This is a genomic window from Streptomyces sp. NBC_01257 (genome assembly GCF_035917255.1).
Lineage (GTDB): Bacteria > Actinomycetota > Actinomycetes > Streptomycetales > Streptomycetaceae > Streptomyces.
In genome coordinates, this window is record NZ_CP108472.1 from 4,391,416 (window position 1) to 4,409,176 (window position 17,761).

Genomic DNA, 17,761 nt, shown 5'->3' on the forward strand with positions numbered 1-17,761 from the left:
TGCGCCGATGCCCTGCCTGCCCTGCCCCCATCAAGACATACGAACGCCCGCACAGGATGCTCCTGTTACCGATTGCAGACGAACCCGAAGGAGACCGGCGACAAACCCCGGGGCGACGCGGCGGCTGCGGCGGCCCGACGCCCTCGGAAGGGCTCCCGACCAGCGCTTCTCACGGCTGGAAGTAGTCCGCCATCATCAGACTGACCCACTCCGGCTGTGTGACGTCCACCGCCCGGAACTCCCGCATCGCCGGCTTCAGGTCGATCACCGGGGTGCCCGACACCGCGTCCAGGCCCACCACCGTCAGTTCACGGCCCTCGACGGATTCGACGGCGCAGCACGTCACCCCGATGCGGTTCGGCCTGCGGGGGCCGCGGCCGGCGAAGACGCCCACCGGCGGGAGGTCGGAGCGGCCGCGGTAGGGACGGGGTTCGCGGTAGTCGTCGCTCTCGGCGAACCGGTCGAAGACGAAGAGGACCTCCACGTGAGAGAAGCCCTCGAGCCCCTGGAGGCACGCCTCGCCGAAGCGTTCGTCGACCGTGATCGTGCTGCGGACGGCCCCCCAGTTGTCCGTGTGCTGGACGTCCGTCCGGTCGTTCCGGACCGTACCGATGGGTGTGATCTCGAAGTTCGGCATGGCAGGACTCTCTCAGTGCTCCGTGCCGGAGCGGAAGGCCGGTTCTCTGCGCGGGAGTTCGTGCACGACGGCACCGTACGGGCGGAGGGTCTGGTGCTTTTCCCGCACGCCCGGACCGGGAGTCGCGCAGAGTGGTCCGTATGACGACGACACCCGCGGAGCTGCTCCGCTCCTTCGCCCGCACCCGCGCCTCGCTCGACGGTGACGAGGTCACGTACTGGTGGTCCGGAGACGTGTACTCCTGGTCCCCCGACGAGCCCTACCGGCGCGTCTTCGGCTTCGAGGGGCTCAACGTCGCCCGCCTGGTCCAGGACGCCGAGGCCGGCCCGGACGCGTACCGACTGCTCACCCGGGAGGCCGCCTTCTACCTGGACCCCGTCAGCCGCGAGATCCTGGAGACCTGGCAGGACCTGCCGGTGGTGCACGTCTGGAACGACCCGGCGAACCAGAGGTGGCGCCCCTTCCCGGTCCCGACGACCGAGCTCGGCGGACAGGTCTGCTTCAGCCTGGAGATCCCGCTGTCCTACCCCTCGCCGCTGCCGGTGGCCGAGTACCCCGTCCACTCCTCCGGCGACACCTACAAGGCCCTGGAGCTCTTCCAGTTCTTCGCCGACCGCGCCGATCTGTCCGGACCGGCGCCCAGCGTCCCGGCCACCATGTCGTGGACCCGGATGTCCCCGTGGCTCCCCTGGATGGCCCGCGCCCAGGCTCCCGGCGGGCTCACCTTCCACTGCCGGGGCCGCAAGCTCGGCTCGTACGCCGAGGTCCCCGAGCGCACCCGTGCGTACATCGCCGCCCACCACCCGGAGTTCGCCCGGGCCCCGGAGAAGTGGAGCGAGCCGAACGAGACCAGCTGGACGTACTTCCGGAAGCTCAACCCGCCCGCGTGAAAACCCGGAACAGCCCCCGCCGCGGCTGCGGGCGGGGGCTGGTGGCGATCGGCGCTGGGGGTTACTTGGGGTCGTCGTTGAAGCGTGCGGTGGACCAGCGGTAGCCGAGGACGGTGAGGGCGAGGCACCAGGCGAGGGTGAGCCAGCCGTTGTTGCCGATCTCGGTGCCGAGGAGGAGGCCGCGGAGGGTTTCGATGGCGGGGGTGAAGGGCTGGTACTCGGCGATGGGGCGGAACCAGCCGGGCATGGTGTCGACGGGGATGAAGGCGCTGGAGAGGAGGGGGAGCAGGATCATGGGGAGGGCGTTGTTGCTGGCGGCTTCGGCGTTGGGGCTGATGAGGCCCATGCCGACGGCGATCCAGGTGAACGCGGTGGCGAAGAGGACCAGGAGTCCGAAGGCGGCGAACCATTCCAGGACGGTGGCGTCGGTGGAGCGGAAGCCGATGGCGACGCCGACGGCGCCGACCAGGACGACGCTGGCGATGCATTGCAGGACGCTGCCCAGGACGTGGCCGATGAGGACGGATCCGCGGTGGATGGCCATGGTGCGGAAGCGGGCGATGATCCCTTCGGTCATGTCGTTGGAGACGGAGACGGCGGTGCCGATGGTGGTGGAGCCGATCGTCATGAGGAGGAGGCCGGGGACGATGTAGGCGATGTACTGGGCGCGGTCGGCGCCGCCGCCGCCGATGCCGGCGCTCATGACGTCGCCGAAGATGTAGACGAAGAGCAGGAGCAGCATGATCGGGGTGAGCAGGAGGTTGAGGGTGAGGGAGGGGTAGCGGCGGGCGTGCAGGAGGTTGCGGCGCAGCATGGTGTGGGAGTCGCGGACGGCCAGGGGCAGGGTGCTCATCGGGTGGTCTCCTGGGTCTGGTGCGGCAGCGCGCCGGTGGGGGTGGTGAGGGCGAAGAACACGTCGTCGAGGTCGGGGGTGTGGACGGTGAGTTCGTCGGCCTCGACGCCGGTCGAGTCGAGCCAGTCGAGAATGGCGCGCAGTTCGCGCTGACTTCCGCCGCTGGGGAGTTGCAGGGTGAGGGCTTCGTCGTCCCGGGCGGCCTCGTGCAGGGCGGTGGCGGCCGACCGGTACGCGGACGGGTCGGTGAACCTCAGCCGTACGTGTCCGCCCGGGACGAGCCGCTTGAGCTCGGCCGGGCTTCCCTCGGCGGCGATCTTGCCGTTGTCGAGTACGGCGATGCGGTCGGCGAGTTCGTCGGCTTCGTCGAGGTACTGGGTGGTGAGCAGGACGGTGACGCCGGTGGTGACGAGGCTGCGGATGATGCCCCACATGGTGTGGCGGGAGCGTGGGTCCAGGCCGGTGGTGGGTTCGTCGAGGAAGATGATGCGGGGGCTGCCGACCAGGGTCATCGCGATGTCCAGGCGGCGTTTCATGCCGCCGGAGTAGGTGGAGGCGGGCTTCTTCGCGGCGTCCACCAGGTCGAAGCGTTCCAGGAGTTCGGCGGTGACGCGCCGGCCCTCGGCCCTGGTGAGGTGGTGCAGGTCCGCCATCAGGAGCATGTTCTCCTCGCCGGTGATCAGACCGTCCACGGCGGAGAACTGGCCGGTGACCCCGATCGCGGCACGCACGGCCTGCGGCTCGGTGGCCAGGTCGTGGCCCCCGACCCGGATCTCCCCGGACCCGGCGTCCGCCGACACCAGAGACGACAGGATCTTCACCGCCGTCGTCTTGCCGGCCCCGTTCGGACCCAGCAACGCGAACACCGAGCCCGCCGGGATGCGCAGATCGATGCCGTCGAGGACGACCTTGTCACCGTAGGACTTGCGCAGACCGACGGCGGAGACGGCGTCGGCGGACGGCTCCTGGCCGTGACCGTTTTTGGATGTGGGCATGACAGATGAAGGCATGGGGCCCTCCCGGTAGAAGGCTGGAAGACGAAGGGGACGGGGAGTGAAGGGGAGCGAGGCGCAGGGGGCGTCGGCCCTCAGGCGCGGACCGCGGCGCGGCGGATGTCGATGTTTCCGTGGCGCGTGCGGGCCCGCACCTCGACGGTGTCCTCGGACTTCTCCGGACTCTCCGACGCGGTCAGCGAGTTGTGCACGCTTCCGTAGCCTGAGCTGACGTCGAGCCAGGCGGCGGTGCCCTCCCGCACGCCCACGTGGATGGCCCCGTGCGAGGTCTCCAGCTCGACGCTGCCGCGGGCGATCTCCGTGACCCGCAGGGTGCCGTTGGCGGTCTTGGCCGCGACGGAGGCCCTGGCCCGGTCGATGATGATGTCGCCGTTGGCGCCGCTGACCCGCAGGTCACCGGCGACGTCGCCGACGCTGGTGGTGCCGTGCGAGTTCTTCAGCACGGCGAGGCCCGTGATCGTGCCGACCCGGATGCTGCCGGAGCTGGTGGCGATCTCGGCGGGGCCCTCGACGCGGTCCACGGTGATGGACCCGTGGGAGGCGGTCAGGTTCAGCGGGCCGGTGGTGTCGAAGCGGGCGTCGCCGGACGAGATCTTCACCCGGACCTCACCGAGCCGCCCGTCGCCGCGGACCTCGGCCCACGCACCGGTCGCCTCCACCTGGGAGCCCTCGGGCAGTTGGACGGTGATGTCGGCGGTGCCGGTGCGTCCGAAGAGGTTGGGCTTGGGCGTCTTGATGCGCAGCGTGCCGCCCGAGTACGTGACCTCGGTCTGCTCGGCGGCCCGCACGTCCTGGTCCCTCTTCGCGTCGCGGGGCGCGACCTCCACGACGGTGTCGGCGCGGTCCGCCGCGACGAACTGGATGGATCCGGCGTCCACATGGGCGCTGACCGAGATCGGCTGGGGAGTGTCGAAAGAAGGCATGGCTGTCCCGTCCTCTTGGGTCCTCTTGGATGTTCGTGGCGTCCCCGCTGGTGGGACGTGGTGCGGGCGAATCGGTGTCCGGTGCCGGGCGGGGGCTAGCGCACCCAGCCCGTGAAGCTCTGGCCGCTGGTCCTGGTCTTCTCGGGGGTACGGGGGGCCGCGGCGGCGCCTCCCGTGTCGAGGGCCGCCGACACGACGCGGACGAGCCACGCGTTGACCGACAGTCCCTCGTGGCCCGCCGCCTCCTCGGCGCGGGTCTTGAGCTGGGCCGGCAGGCGCAGGTTGACGCGGGCGGTGCCGCCCTCGTCCGTGTCGGTGAAGGCGGGGGCCGGTGCCGGTGCGGGCGCCGGCGATCCGAGCGGTTCGGTGCGGTCCTCGTGCTGCGGCAGTACGACCACGAAGTCGGGGTCCAGGCCGCGCAGTCGTACGTCGACCGAGCCGGGGGCGAGTTCGCGGGTGATCTCGTCCATGGCCGCGGAGAGCACATTGAGCAGGGTCAGCCGGGTGGCCGACTCCAGCGGCGCGGTCAGCCGCTCGGCGAGCTCGCGGGCTTCGTCACCCCCGGCCTCGGCGGCCACGGCCAGTTCCCTGCGGAGTGTTTCGACGTACGGCGTGAGGTCCATGACGCAATAGTGGCACCACGATGGCGCCATGCGCAAGCTATTGGGTCCAGAAAGTGGCGCCACATGGCACCACGCAGCACCATCGGAGCAGATAAGCCCAGCTCAGAGGCAGGTGCAGGCATGGCGCCAATGTGTCGCGCGTGAGGACACCGGCGGCGGCACCGGCGCTCCGATGTCCGAATGTGACAGGGAATCGTCATTGCGGCCATCCGGCGCGGCGGTGAGGATGGATCCATGAGCGATTCGCACCGGGTCGTCATCGCGGTCTTCCCCGATGTCGACCTCCTCGACGTCACCGGCCCGGCCGAGGTGTTCGCGCTGGCCAACCGGGAGACCGGGGGCCGGGCCGGCTACCGGGTCCGGCTCGCCGGGCCGGCCGCCGGAGCGGTGCGGACGTCCGCGGGCGTGCGGGTGCTGGCGGACCTGGCCTTCGACGAGGTCGGCAGGCAGGTGGACACCCTGCTGGTCCCCGGCGCGGTCGACATGACCGAGGCCGGCCCGGTGGCCCGGATCGATGCCGAGGTCGTCGCCTGGGTGAAGGAGACCGCACCGCGCGCCCGGCGCGTGGCGTCGGTGTGCGTCGGTGCGCACGTCCTGGCGGCCGCCGGGCTGCTGGACGGGCGGACGGCGACCACGCACTGGTCGACCGCCGCCCAGCTCGCCGCCGGTCATCCGGACGTCACGGTCGATCCCGATCCGATCTTCGTCCGCGCCGACCGGGGCAGGCTGTGGACCGGGGCCGGGATCAGCGCCTGTCTGGACCTGTCCCTGGCCCTGGTGGCCGAGGATCTGGGCGAGGACGTCGCGCTGGCGGTGGCCCGGCAGTTGGTGATGTACCTCAAGCGGCAGGGCGGCCAGAGCCAGTTCTCCGTACCGCTCAGCCGGCCCGCCTCGGCCCGCCGTGACATCGACGAGCTGCGGCTCTGGATCGCCGACCACCTCGACGCGGACCTGTCCGCGGAGGTCCTGGCGGCCCGGATGTGCGTGAGCGAGCGGCACTTCGCCCGCGTCTTCAAGCAGGAGACGGGGGCCAGTCCGGCCGCCTACGTCGAGGCCGCCCGGGTCGAGACGGCCCGGCGGCTGCTGGAGACCACGGACGTCCCGCTCACCCTGGTCGCCGCCACCGCCGGGCTCGGCTCGGCGGAGACCCTCCACCGGGCGTTCAAACGGCAGCTCGCCACCACCCCGGCGGCCTACCGAAGGCGCTTCCGCACCCAGCCCCGCTGATCCGGCCCGACCGGTCCGGGTCCCTGCCCGGCCCTGCCCATGTGACCTGCCCATCCACCCTGCCCATGTGGCCGGCCTATTCGGCCTGCCCGTCCACCACCGACAACGAGAGGCTCCCCATGAGCACGAACACCCCGTCCACGCCCCTGCGCGACGTCATCGGACTCGACGGCCGGCCGCCCCGGCTGAGCGAGTCCGCGCTGGTCCTGATCGACTTCCAGAACACCTACCGCGAGGGCGTCATGGCCCTGGAGGGCGCCGAGGAGGCGCTCGCCGCGGGCGCCCGGCTGCTGGCACGGGCCCGTGCCGCGGGCATCCCCGTCGTCCACGTCATCAACGACGGCGGCGAGGGCACCCCGTACGACATCCGCGCCGACATCGGCGCCCTCAGCAAGGAGGTCGCGCCGGTGGACGGGGAGCCGGTCGTGGTCAAGCAGTTCCCCGACGCGTTCCACGCCACCACCCTGGAGGAGAGCCTGCGCGGCCTGGGGGTCGAGTCCGGCACCGGCCGGAACCTCGTGCTCGCCGGCTTCATGACGCACATGTGCGTCACCTTCACCGCACAGGGCGCCTTCAACCGCGGCTACCGGCCGACCGTCGTCGCCGAGGCCACCGCCACCCGGTCGCTCGCCGCCCCGGACGGCACCGTGCTGCCCGCGGCCACGCTCCGGACCGCCGCGCTGACCACCGTCACCGACCTGTTCGGCCTCGTCGTCCCGACCGCCGACGCCCTTCCCGCCTGAGCGGGCCGGCTCCCGTGCCGCAGTGGCGGTACGGGAGCCGCGGCGCGTGCGGACACGCCTACGGCCGCTTGTTCCTCCACAGCCAGCCGGAGCCGGCCACCGTCAGCAGGAAGACCAGGACGATGACCGTCCAGCGCGCCACCGGCTCCGCCGGACTGCCGTGGTGCGGGACCGGCGAGAAGTACCAGATGACGTGCGCGGCCACCGGAACGAGGACCGTCATGGTCAGACCGGTCCACTTCTGGGCCACCGTCCAGTAGCGGGCCCGGCACACGATCACGACGGCGGCGACCATGGCCGCGAAGCCGGTCCAGGTGAGGACGATGCCGCCCCCGAGGTACGGCAGCACGTCGCCGGCCACCAGCAGCACCGGCGGCAGCCAGGCCGGGGAGCGGCGGCGGGCCGGCCTGCGGGGCTGCGCGGCCGGGGTGCCGCCGAGCTCCTGGGGGGCCGTCGCGGCGATGGCGCGCGGGTCGCCGACCTCCTGGAGGATCTCGCGCACACTGCCGGGCCGTTCGGCGAGCGCGACCTCGATGTGCTCGTCGAGGTCCGCGATCAGCTCCTGGCGGGCCGCGGGCGGCAGGGCCGACGTCTCGCTGCCCACTACCCGGCACCATCCGCGCCGCCACGGCGGACCGTGAGTTTTCGGCAACCACCGCGCAACGAAATGCGGCGGAAACATACGGGACCCCATGACGAAACGCGCGCCGGTCACGCTCGCAGTCGCCCCCACCGCACGCCGCCCCGAGGAGGGACTCCCCCCGTGACCCCCGTGACCGTGGCCGCGACAGGCCTCGACACAGGCGACACCGCCTGGCTGCTCGCCGCCACCGCACTCGTTCTGCTGATGACTCCAGGGCTCGCGCTCTTCTACGGCGGCATGGTCCGCTCGAAGAACGTACTCAACATGCTCATGATGAGCTTCGTGTCGATCGCCCTCGTCACCGTCGCCTGGCTGCTCGCCGGGTACTCGCTGGCCTTCGGCGACGACGCGTTCGGCGGGGTCATCGGGGACCTCCGGCACGTCGGCATGGCCGGCATCGGGCCGGACACCCTCACCGGCAGCGTGCCGACCCTGCTGTTCACCACCTTCCAGCTGACGTTCGCGATCATCACGGCGGCGCTGATCAGCGGGGCGATCGCGGACCGTACGAAGTTCGCCGCCTGGCTCGTCCTCGTACCGGTGTGGACGCTGCTCGTCTACGCCCCCGTGGCGCACTGGGTCTGGGGTCCCGGCGGCTGGATCAAGGACTCGCTGGGCGCGCTTGACTTCGCCGGCGGGCTCGTCGTGGAGATCGCGTCCGGGGCGTCCGGGCTGGCGCTCGCCCTCGTGGTCGGGCCGCGCATCGGGTTCCGGAAGGACGCGATGCGCCCGCACAACCTGCCCATGGTGATGCTCGGCGCCGGACTGCTCTGGTTCGGCTGGCTCGGCTTCAACGGCGGTTCCGCGCTCGGCGCCAACGGGCTGGCGGCGGCCTCCGTCCTCAACACCCTGGTCGCGGGCTGCACCGGGCTGCTCGGCTGGCTCTTCGTCGAGCAGAAGCGCGACGGCCACCCCACCACCTTCGGCGCGGCCTCGGGCGCGGTCGCCGGGCTGGTCGCGATCACCCCCGCGTGCGGCACGGTGGGCATCCTCGGCGGCGCCGCGGTCGGCCTCACCGCGGGCGTCGTCTGCTCGTACGCGGTCGCCTGGAAGTTCCGCTTCGGCTACGACGACTCGCTGGACGTCGTCGGCGTGCACTTCGTCGGCGGCATCGTCGGCACCCTGCTCATCGGCCTGTTCGCGACCGCCGCCATGACCGGTGGTGCGGAAGGGCTCCTCTACGGGGGCGGGTTCGGCCAGCTCGCCCGGCAGGCCGTCGCCGTACCCGCCGTGGCGGCGTACACGTTCCTCATGACGTACGCGATCGGCAAGGCGGTCGACCGCCTCATGGGCCTGCGGGCCTCCGAGGACGACGAGCTCACGGGCCTGGACCAGACAGTGCACGCGGAGAGCGCCTACGATCACGGCGCCCTGGGGCACGGCGCTCCGCAGGCCGTGACCCGGCCGACGACGCTCACCAAGGACAGGAAGCCCGCCTCATGAAGCTGATCACCGCGATCGTCAGACCGCACCGCCTCGACGAGGTGAAGACCGCGCTGCAGGAACTCGGCGTGCACGGGCTCACCGTCACCGAAGCCAGCGGATACGGGCGGCAGCACGGCCACACCGAGGTGTACCGGGGCGCCGAGTACCGCGTCGACCTGGTCCCCAAGGTCCGGATCGAGGTCGTCGTCGCGGACCCGGACACCGAGCCGGTCATCGACGCGATGGTGCGCGCCGCCCGGACCGACCGGATCGGCGACGGCAAGGTGTGGGTGCAGCCGGTGGAGACGGTGGTGCGGGTCCGCACGGGCGAGCGCGGACCCGACGCGCTCTAGCTCCTGACCGGCCGGCTGCCTGCCCGGCGCCTAACGCCCCTGCAGCAGGCCCGTGTTCATCGCGACCACCACCGCGCGGGTGCGGTCGCTGACGTCGAGCTTGGCGAAGATCCGCAGCAGATGGGTCTTCACCGTGGCCTCGCCGATGAACAGCCGGCGGCCGATCTCCACGTTCGACAGGCCGTCCGCGACCGCCCGCAGCACCTCGGACTCGCGGGCGGTCAGCGTGACGGCCACCGGCCGGCGCATCTTCGCCACCAGGCGCTGGGCCACCCGCGGGGCGAGGACGGTCTCGCCGCGGGACGCCGAGTGGATCGCCTCCACCAGCTGCTCGCGGGTGGCGTCCTTGAGGAGATAGCCGGTGGCGCCCGCCTCGACGCCGCGCTCGATGTCCGCGTCGGTGTCGTACGTCGTCAGGATCAGCACCCGGGTCGGGGCCTCGCCCGCGACGATCTCCAGGGTGGCGCCCACCCCGTCCAGCACCGGCATCCGCAGGTCCAGCAACGCCACGTCGGGCCGCAGCCGTTCGACGAGGCGGACCGCCTCGCGGCCGTCGCCCGCCTCGCCCACGATCTCGACGGTGGGTTCCGAGGACAGCAGCGCGACGAGTCCGGCCCGCATCACCGTGTGGTCGTCGGCCAGGATGATCCGGAGGGGGGATGGGGTGGCCGGCTCTGCTGTCATGTCACACCTGACCGTCGGGGGCGAGCGGGATGGTGGCGAGGATCCGGGTGCCGTCGCCGAGCGAGCTGGTGACGGTGAGGCCGCCGCCGAACTCCGCGAGCCGTTTGCGCATGCCGTCCAGGCCGAAGCCGTGGGAGTCCTCGACGGCGAACCCGCGGCCGTCGTCGGTGATCTCCAGCTCGACGGTGTCCGGCCCGTGCGCCAGGACCACGCCGACCGTGGTCGCCGCCGCGTGCTTGCGGATGTTGGCCAGGGACTCCTGGGTGCAGCGCAGCAGCGCGATCCGGGTCGGCTGGTCGCAGTCGATGTCCGCGAGTTCAGCCGAGACGTCGAGTCCGGTGTCCTCGGTGAAGCGGTCCAGGGTGCGGCGGAGCGTCGCGGCCACCGATCCGGGGGCCACCCCGCTGCTGGGGGCGGCCCCGACCAGGACCCGGGCCTCGGCGAGGTTCTCCCGGGCCGTCTGCTCGATGGACTGGAGCTGCTGGGCGCTGCGGTCGACGTCCACGGCCAGCTGCGACCTCGCCGCCTCGGCGAGCACGATGATGGAGGCGAACCCCTGGGCGAGGGTGTCGTGGATCTCCCGGGCGAGGCGTTCGCGTTCCTCCGCCGCGCCCTGGCGCTGGTAGACCTCGGCCAGTTCGACCTGCGTGCTCTTCAACTCGGCCCGCAGGACCGCACGTTCGTCGCGCTGGGCGAGTGCGCGCGGGGTGAGCAGCACCATCACGACGGCCACCGCCCAGACGGCGACCGAGGAGAGGGTGTTGGTGAGGAACACATCGGCTCCGCCGCCCTCCCGCAGACTGCCGCCGACCGTGATGGCCAGGGCGCCGAGCCCGGTGAAGAGGATCGCGCCCCGGGGGCTGTCCGCGAAGACGATGAACTGCGTGATCATCACGGTGTAGAACACCCCGAGGCCGTCGCCCAGGCCGGACAGGCCGCCCAGCACGGCGACGAGCACGGCCAGATAGCCGTAGGGCCTCAGCAGCCGGTTGCCGGGGCGCATGCGCACCAGCGCGTAACAGAGGGCGAGCACGGCCGTCAGCGCGACGATGGCGAGCTTCCGGTCCGGCGGGGTGCCGCCCGTCATCGTGATCAGGACGACGAGCGCGATCAGCGCCCAGGAGAAGACCTCCCACCCGTGGAGCACCCAGATCCAGACCGGATCGCCGCGCTGAGGCCGTTGAAGCATGCCCGTCAGCCTACGTGCGGGACGGACGGGCCGGCCGGGGCTGCGGAGCCGGCCGGGGCGGGCCGGACTCCGGTGTCCTTGCCGCGTGTCGGGCGCAGCGGCCGCCAGGCGCGCTCCCCGAGGAGGAGCAGCGCGGACGGCAGCACCATCATCCGGATCACCACGGCGTCCAGCAGGACCGCGACCGCCAGGCAGAAGCCCATCTGCTTCATCTCGGTGAGGTGCAGGAAGACGAAGGCCGCGAAGATCGTGACCATGACGAGTGCCGCGCTCGTCACCACCTTCGCCGAGCGGGCGATGCCGTCGAGGACCGCTTCGCGGGCCGTCATACCGTGCTCCATGGCCTCCTTGATCCGGCTGACGACGAAGACCTGGTAGTCCATCGACAGACCGAAGAGGAGGACGAAGAGGAAGAGCGGCACCCTGGACGCGATGGCGCCGAGGGAGTCGAAGTCGAGCAGTCCCTCCGCCCAGGTGCCCTGGAAGACCAGGACGAGCGCGCCCATGGCGGCGGCCGCGGAGAGCAGGTTCAGTACGACTCCGAGCAGGCCGACGACCACCGAGCGGAACGCCACCGCGGTCGTCACGAAGGTGAGCAGCAGCAGGAAGCCGATCACCAGCGGCAGCTTGTCCCGCTCGTGGTGCACGTAGTCCTGGCCGCGGGCCACGTCACCGCTGACCGCCGTGTCGACGGACGTCAGTTCACCGACGGTCGCGGGGATGTAGCGGTGGCGCAGGTGGTCCAGCGACGCGATCGCCTCGTCGGACGGCGCCGGGTGCGGAACCGCCAGTTCCAGCACGCTGGTCCGGCCGTCGGCCGAGGTCCGCACCACGGGCTGCCCGGTACGGGCGAAGAGCGGGTCCGCCTGGGCGCGCCGGCCCAGCTCGGTCAGCGCCTGCCTGACCTCGGGCGCCCGCCCGGGGGTGGCCCGGCTCACCACCTCGTGCTTGACCAGGAGTTCGGGGTACGCGGCGGTCAGCCGGTCGTAGACCCGCATCGCCGGGATGGAGCGGGAGAAGGTGTCCTTGCCCGGGTCGATGAGCTTGAGGCCCACCGCGGGCGCCGCCACGGCGAGCATGACCAGCACCGAGACGCACAGGGTGATCGCGGGGTGGCGCTGCGCGGGGCGCATGAGGGCGCCGAAGATCCGGCCGTTCTCGGGCTTCGCCGTCGTCGTACGGGCCGGCGCACCGCGCTTCGCCCGGCGGGCGGCCTTCTTCGCGGCGCGGCGTTCGTCGCGGTGGCCGAGCTTCACGAGCAGTGCGGGCAGCACGGTGAGGGAGCTGAGCACGGCCACCGCGACGACGAGGACGGTGCCGGTCGCCAGCGAGGAGAAGATGACGTCGGTGGCGAGGTAGAGGGTGGCGGTGCAGACGATCACCGCGAGGCCGGAGACCACGACGGCCCGTCCCGCCGTCGCCGCGGCGAGCTCCACCAGCGCCTCGGGGCTGAGCCGGCCGGCCGCCCGGGCCCGTTCCTCGCGCTCCCGCTTGAGGTAGAAGAGGGTGTAGTCGACGCCGACGGCGAGCCCCATGAGCAGGATCATGTTGGTCCCGACGCCCGGGTCGGGCATCAGGTGCGAAGCCAGCATGGCCAGGCCCATCGTCGCGGCGATCGAGGAGAGCGCCAGCAGCAGGGGCACGCCGGCCATGACCACCGAGCCGAACACGACCAGCAGGATGACGAGCGTCACGGGCAGGGAGAGCCGCTCGGACAGGGCGAGGTCCTCGCCGCGCTGGTCGTTGACGCCCTTGCTGATGGCGGGCGACCCGGTCTCCTCCACGACGAGGTCCGGGTGGGCGGCGGCGACCTGGGCGGTGCGGTCGAGGAGCGGGACCACGTTCTTCCTCCCGTCCAGTTCGGCGCCGTTCATGACCACGGTGACCCGCAGGGCGGTGCCGTCCTTCGAGCGGACCGGCGGTGCCACGTCGGCCACTTCGGGCAGCGCTTCCATCCGGGCGGTGAGGTCGCGGGCCGCGGCGGCGGCCCGCTCCGGGTCGAGGGGGCCGGATCCGGCGCGGATCAGGATGTGTTCGGTGGGCCGGCGCTGGAGGCCGCCGTCGGTGGCCATCGACTCGGCGTGCCCCGCCTCGCCGACCCAGAAGTCCTCGGTGGTGGCCGGGTTGCTGCCGGCGACGATGCCCGCGCCGAGGCACAGCAGCACGAAGACGAACCAGCCGACGATCGCGCGCCACGGGTGCCGGGCGCTCCAACGGGCCATACGTACGGGTCGAATTCTCATGCGTCCATGCTGGTTCGCGGGCCCGTCCGCCCGGCAGCCCCGCCCGGTGGAACCCCGTGTCCACCGGCCGGTGGACACGGCCCCTGGGGCAGGCCCCCGCACGGACGCACGGACGGGCCCGGCAACGGGCTCAGCCGCTGGCTGCGAGCCTGCCGTCGAGCCGTGCTTCGAGACGGGCCCTCGCCTCGGGCCACTCGTCGGCGAGCAGCGAGAAGTAGACCGTGTCGCGCCAGGTGCCGTCCGGGCGGCGGCGGTGACGGCGCAGCACGCCCTCGCGCCGGGCGCCGAGCCGGGCGATCGCCTCCTGGGAACGGACGTTGAGGTGGTCGGTCTTCAACTGCACGCGCCCCATGCCGAGTTCCTCGAAGGCGTGGGTGATCAGCAGCAGCTTGGTCTCGGTGTTGACCGCCGAGCGCCAGTGGGCGCGGCCGTACCAGGTCGAGCCGATCTCCAGACGTTCGTTGACCACGTCGATGTCCATGTACGTGGTCCAGCCGACCGCCCGGCCGCTCGCGCGGCCGACGACGGCGAAGGGGACGTACTCCCCGCGGCGCGCGGCGGCGAGCAGCGCCGTGAGCTTCTCGCCGAGCTCCTGCGGGGTGTGCGGCGTCGGTCCGCCCTGCCAGCGCCAGACCTCGTCGTCACCGCCGCCGGCCTCGAAGAGGCCGTCGAGATGGTCCGGGGACAGCGGCTCGATGCGGACGTGGCGGCCGGTCAGGGTCACGGGAAGCGGGGTCGTCGCAGGCATGCCGCATGCTAACCCACTTCGAACTAGACAGAAAAGTATTCTGCACTAGTGCAATGTTCATCGATGCGATGTTCAGCGAGGGGTCTCGGCGTCCTCCGTGCCCGTCTGCGCCCGGCGCAGGGCCGCCGCAGCGGCCCGGATCGCGGGCAGCTCCCCGTACAGCGCCTCGCCCGGACAGTTGGTCTGGTACGCGTCACGATGGCCCGAGATCACGTGCAGCACGGCCGCCCGGCCCTTCGGGTACCTGCTCGCGTCGTTCGTGGAGACCAGCCGCACCGTGCCGCGCGGATCGGCCCCGGGCCGCAGCTTCCACGCGGCCACCTTGGCGAGGGCCCGGACGAGCACCCGGGGCACCTCCGTCCCGCGGCCGTAGTTGCCCAGCACCGCTATGCCCACGCTGTCGGCGTTGAAGCCGGTGGTGTGCGCGCCCCGGACCGGGCGCGTGATGCCGCCCGCCCGGCCCTCGTAGATCGTTCCGCACCGGTCGACGAGGAAGTTGTAGCCGATGTCGTCCCAGCCGTTGCCCTTGATGTGGGCCTCCTCGACCGAGCGCAGCATGCTCGGCACGTCCGCGCAGTCGTAGTCGTTGGACTCGCCCGTGTGATGGATGAAGACCGCCCGCACCGCGCCCGTGTAGACCGCGCGCTCCCGCACGATGCTCTCGTCCGCGTGCCAGGCCGCCCGGGTGACGATCGCCGGCTGCGGCACCCCGGGCGCCCGCTCGTGCACCGGGGCGACGGGGGTGGGCAGGGCGAGGCGCACCGGGGCGTCCCGCAGCATCAGGAGAGTGAGCGGGAGGGCCGCGGCGGCCGGCCAGACTCGACGGGGCCACATGGGACCACCCTGCGGCCTCACGGCCCCGCGCGCAGATACGGTGGCCGATCGGGTGAAACCGCTGGTCCGGGCCGTGGCCCGGACGCGGCGCCCGCCGGATCATGCCCCGCCCGGGGCCCCCGGGCCCGAAACGGCCGTCAGCGCTTCTCGCGCCCCAGCAGGAGCTTCCACGGGGCGAGCGCGGACTCGATCTCCACCTTCAGCCCGAGCTTCGACTCGCCGGCGACCCGCTCCTCGAAGCGGATCGGGACCTCCGCGATCCGCAGCCCCCGCCGGACCGCGCGGTGGTTCATCTCCACCTGGAACGCGTAACCGTTGCTGCGCACCGAGGTCACGTCGATCTCCTTCAGCGCCGAGGCCCGCCACGCCTTGAATCCGGCGGTCGCGTCCTTCACCCGCAGCCGCAGGACCGCGTTCACATAGAAGTTCGCCCAGGCGGACAGCGCCTTGCGGTGCCACGGCCATTCCGTCGCGAGCGAACCGCCGGCCACGTAGCGGGACCCGACCACCACCGCGGCGTCCCCGGCGAGCAGCGTCTCGACCATGACCGGGACCCGCTCCACCGGATGGGAGAGATCGGCGTCCATCTGGATCACCACGTCCGCGCCCTCGGCGAGCGCGCGCGTCATACCGGCCACGTAGGCCCGCCCCAGCCCGTCCTTCTCCTCGCGGTGCAGCACCCCGACCAGGCCGCCGGTGTCCGCCGCGAGCGCGTCCGCGACCTGCCCGGTGCCGTCGGGAGAGTTGTCGTCCACCACGAGAACGTGCAGGCCGGGCAGGTCCAGCTCGCTCAGCCGGCCGACGAGGACCGGCAGGTTCGTCCGCTCGTCGTAGGTGGGCACGACCACCACGATCCTCGGGGGCGTCTTCTCCACGGCCATTCCTCGCGTCGGTCCTCCGGGCCCGCGTGAACGGCGGTCCACGCGGACGGCCGCGCGAGCCCCACACCCGGGATCGACGATCACGGGCACCCCGGAATCCGCACGGGGCCGTGCCGCGAGAGCCGGTCACCTCCCGCTTCTCACGCACCAAACGGGCCCGCGGAAAGGCGAGTTGAACCTCCCGACCGGTCAGCAGCCCCGGTGGCGCGGCATCCGGTACGCCGAGTCCAGCCGGTAGGTCCCGCCCGCCGGCACGGTCAGCTTCGTCCACTCGCCGTCCGGCCGCAGACAGCCGCCGCCGGCACCGCCGACGCCGCGCACCCGCAGCCAGGGCGAATGGGCGAGCCGGATGGTCACCGAGCCCGCCGCCGGTATCCGCACCACCAGCTCGGCATCGCTGCTGCGGACCACCTGGGCCGGGGCGGGCACCATCGGCGTCGCGTTCCGCACGCGGTAGATCGTCCAGCCGCCGTCCTGCCACACCTTCCGCAGCCACGGCAGCCCGGACCTGACGAGAGCCGCCTCCGCCTCGGCGGGACCGTCCGGCTGCCCGTGGTGCAGCACCACATAGCCCACCGCCCAACGGTCCAGCCAGGCCCGGTACTCGGCGGGCGACAGCGTCCCGTCGTAGAAGAGCCGCCCGCGTTCGACGTCCAGCTGGCGGTTCCAGCCGCGCGCCATGTTCACGTACGGGGAGAGCACCGTCGCCTCCCGGTGGTTGCGGGCGGGCACGACCTCCACCCGGCCGAGCTGGGCGCCCAGCCGGTGCAGTTCACCGACGACGCCTCCGGTACGGGACGCCCACGCCGGCACCTCGCCGGAGACCCGGAGGTCGTCCATGGTCTTGTCGACGAGCCAGCTGGCGGACAGGGCGAGGACGACGGTCAGCACGGCCGCGCGCTTCCACGCCTTCTCCCGGACGAGGACGAGGACCGCCGCGAGCAGCACCGGCACGGCGACGAGACCGAGCAGCCGCTCGACGTTCGTACCGATCGGGGACGCGATGAAATACGTGAGGACGACCCCGACGGCGTACACCACGGCGCCGTACCGCTGGACGCGCCACTGCCGCGCCGAGGGGGCGGCGGCCGCCAGGGCGGCGCAGACGAGGAGCGGCATCCACAGCCGGCCGCGCGCCATGGGCTGCTCGCCGTGGAAGGGGAACAACAGCGTGGTGACGCCCACGACGACGAAGAACGGCAGCACCAGCACGGCCCCCTTCCGCCACTGCCGGTCCAGGAGGTACGCCGCACCCGCCACCACGAGGAACAGCCCCGCCACCGGACTGGCCATCGTCGCCAGCGCCCCCGCCACCAGCGCGGTCCAGCGGCGGTGGGCGTACAGGAGCGCGACGAGCCCGACGGCGACCCCGAGGGCGAACGTCGTACGCCCCGACGCGACGTTGCACCACAGCGCGAGCGCCGCGAGGACCGCGGGCCAGACGGCGTGCGGCACGCCCTTGCGGACGAAGAGCAGGGCCATGAGCCAGGTGGCCGCGATCCCGGCCGCCACGGACACCGTCCGGACGCCGAGGAAGGCCATCAGGTACGAGGAGAAGACGCTGTAGTTGGCGGTGTGCATCCCGCCGTACCAGGAGAGGTTGTACGCGGCGCCCGGATGGCGCGCCGTGAAGCCCGACCAGGCCAGCTGCGCGGCGAGGTCACCGCCGCCGGTGGCCAGGACCGCCGCCCACACGGCATAGAGCGGGACCACGACGGCCACCGCCGTGAGCGGCACCCGCTGCCGCCGCCACCAGGACGCACGGGCCTCCGGTGCCCGCTGCCTCGGAATGCGCCCCCGTGCCGTGCCCTCTACAGCTCTCCGCAACTCCCCGCTGGCATACACCCGGCAA

Annotated in this window: 18 protein-coding genes; 5 read left to right on the forward strand and 13 right to left on the reverse strand. The window is 72.3% G+C overall.

Features of this window, described 5'->3' with window-relative positions; translation table 11 throughout:
* Positions 1-169: 169 nt before the first annotated feature.
* Positions 170-637 (reverse strand): SAM-dependent methyltransferase, encoded by a 468-nt coding sequence (locus OG408_RS18850; RefSeq protein WP_266780252.1) that lies wholly within the window; start codon positions 635-637, stop codon positions 170-172.
* 140 nt (positions 638-777) lie between these two features.
* Between OG408_RS18850 and OG408_RS18855 the strand changes: the two genes are divergently transcribed.
* A complete protein-coding gene (locus OG408_RS18855) occupies positions 778-1,527 on the forward strand; it encodes a DUF1838 family protein (protein ID WP_266780253.1) in 750 nt (249 codons plus the stop codon).
* Positions 1,528-1,588: 61 nt separating this feature from the next.
* Here OG408_RS18855 and OG408_RS18860 read toward each other — a convergent pair whose 3' ends face one another.
* The 4 genes from OG408_RS18860 to OG408_RS18875 form a co-directional block, all read right to left on the reverse strand.
* Entirely contained in the window at positions 1,589-2,380 is a 792-nt protein-coding gene (locus tag OG408_RS18860; RefSeq protein ID WP_266780254.1) for an ABC transporter permease, read from the reverse strand.
* Complete coding sequence (locus tag OG408_RS18865) at positions 2,377-3,375, reverse strand: ATP-binding cassette domain-containing protein (RefSeq protein WP_326670919.1); 999 nt, start codon at positions 3,373-3,375, stop codon at positions 2,377-2,379. The genes OG408_RS18860 and OG408_RS18865 overlap by 4 nt, the downstream gene beginning before the upstream one ends.
* Before the next feature lie 92 nt (positions 3,376-3,467).
* Positions 3,468-4,316: a DUF4097 family beta strand repeat-containing protein gene (locus OG408_RS18870; RefSeq protein WP_266780256.1), complete on the reverse strand. Its 849-nt coding sequence runs from the start codon at positions 4,314-4,316 to the stop codon at positions 3,468-3,470.
* 95 nt (positions 4,317-4,411) lie between these two features.
* Entirely contained in the window at positions 4,412-4,939 is a 528-nt protein-coding gene (locus tag OG408_RS18875; RefSeq protein WP_266780257.1) for a hypothetical protein, read from the reverse strand.
* A 234-nt stretch (positions 4,940-5,173) separates the two neighbouring features.
* On the opposite strand from OG408_RS18875, the gene OG408_RS18880 reads away from it, so the two are divergent.
* Together OG408_RS18880 and OG408_RS18885 are read left to right on the forward strand one after the other, a co-directional pair.
* Entirely contained in the window at positions 5,174-6,166 is a 993-nt protein-coding gene (locus tag OG408_RS18880) for a GlxA family transcriptional regulator (RefSeq protein WP_326670923.1), read from the forward strand.
* A gap of 119 nt (positions 6,167-6,285) precedes the next feature.
* Positions 6,286-6,909 carry an isochorismatase family protein gene (locus OG408_RS18885; protein WP_266780259.1) on the forward strand — a complete coding sequence of 208 codons (624 nt, stop codon included), beginning with the start codon at positions 6,286-6,288 and terminating at the stop codon, positions 6,907-6,909.
* A gap of 58 nt (positions 6,910-6,967) precedes the next feature.
* Here OG408_RS18885 and OG408_RS18890 read toward each other — a convergent pair whose 3' ends face one another.
* The gene (locus OG408_RS18890; RefSeq protein WP_326670926.1) at positions 6,968-7,513 is read right to left on the reverse strand and encodes an HAAS signaling domain-containing protein; all 546 of its coding nucleotides are present in this window, start codon (positions 7,511-7,513) and stop codon (positions 6,968-6,970) included.
* A gap of 159 nt (positions 7,514-7,672) precedes the next feature.
* Between OG408_RS18890 and OG408_RS18895 the strand changes: the two genes are divergently transcribed.
* Positions 7,673-8,995 carry an ammonium transporter gene (locus tag OG408_RS18895; RefSeq protein ID WP_326670928.1) on the forward strand — a complete coding sequence of 441 codons (1,323 nt, stop codon included), beginning with the start codon at positions 7,673-7,675 and terminating at the stop codon, positions 8,993-8,995.
* Positions 8,992-9,330, forward strand: a complete 339-nt coding sequence (locus OG408_RS18900) for a P-II family nitrogen regulator (RefSeq protein WP_266780262.1) — start codon at positions 8,992-8,994, stop codon at positions 9,328-9,330. Before OG408_RS18895 ends, OG408_RS18900 begins: the two co-directional genes overlap by 4 nt.
* A gap of 30 nt (positions 9,331-9,360) precedes the next feature.
* On the opposite strand, the gene OG408_RS18905 is transcribed toward OG408_RS18900, so the two are convergent.
* The 7 genes from OG408_RS18905 to OG408_RS18935 form a co-directional block, all read right to left on the reverse strand.
* Entirely contained in the window at positions 9,361-10,014 is a 654-nt protein-coding gene (locus OG408_RS18905; protein WP_266780263.1) for a response regulator, read from the reverse strand.
* 1 nt (position 10,015) lies between these two features.
* Positions 10,016-11,203 carry a sensor histidine kinase gene (locus tag OG408_RS18910; RefSeq protein WP_326670931.1) on the reverse strand — a complete coding sequence of 396 codons (1,188 nt, stop codon included), beginning with the start codon at positions 11,201-11,203 and terminating at the stop codon, positions 10,016-10,018.
* A gap of 5 nt (positions 11,204-11,208) precedes the next feature.
* Positions 11,209-13,446, reverse strand: a complete 2,238-nt coding sequence (locus tag OG408_RS18915; protein WP_326670932.1) for an MMPL family transporter — start codon at positions 13,444-13,446, stop codon at positions 11,209-11,211.
* A 130-nt stretch (positions 13,447-13,576) separates the two neighbouring features.
* A complete protein-coding gene (locus OG408_RS18920; protein WP_326670933.1) occupies positions 13,577-14,194 on the reverse strand; it encodes a GNAT family N-acetyltransferase in 618 nt (205 codons plus the stop codon).
* A gap of 72 nt (positions 14,195-14,266) precedes the next feature.
* A complete protein-coding gene (locus OG408_RS18925) occupies positions 14,267-15,028 on the reverse strand; it encodes a peptidoglycan recognition protein family protein (RefSeq protein WP_266780267.1) in 762 nt (253 codons plus the stop codon).
* 137 nt (positions 15,029-15,165) lie between these two features.
* The gene (locus OG408_RS18930) at positions 15,166-15,909 is read right to left on the reverse strand and encodes a polyprenol monophosphomannose synthase (protein WP_326670935.1); all 744 of its coding nucleotides are present in this window, start codon (positions 15,907-15,909) and stop codon (positions 15,166-15,168) included.
* 189 nt (positions 15,910-16,098) lie between these two features.
* On the reverse strand, positions 16,099-17,646 hold the full coding sequence (locus OG408_RS18935) for a hypothetical protein (protein ID WP_326670937.1): 1,548 nt from the start codon (positions 17,644-17,646) through the stop codon (positions 16,099-16,101).
* Positions 17,647-17,761 lie beyond the last annotated feature (115 nt).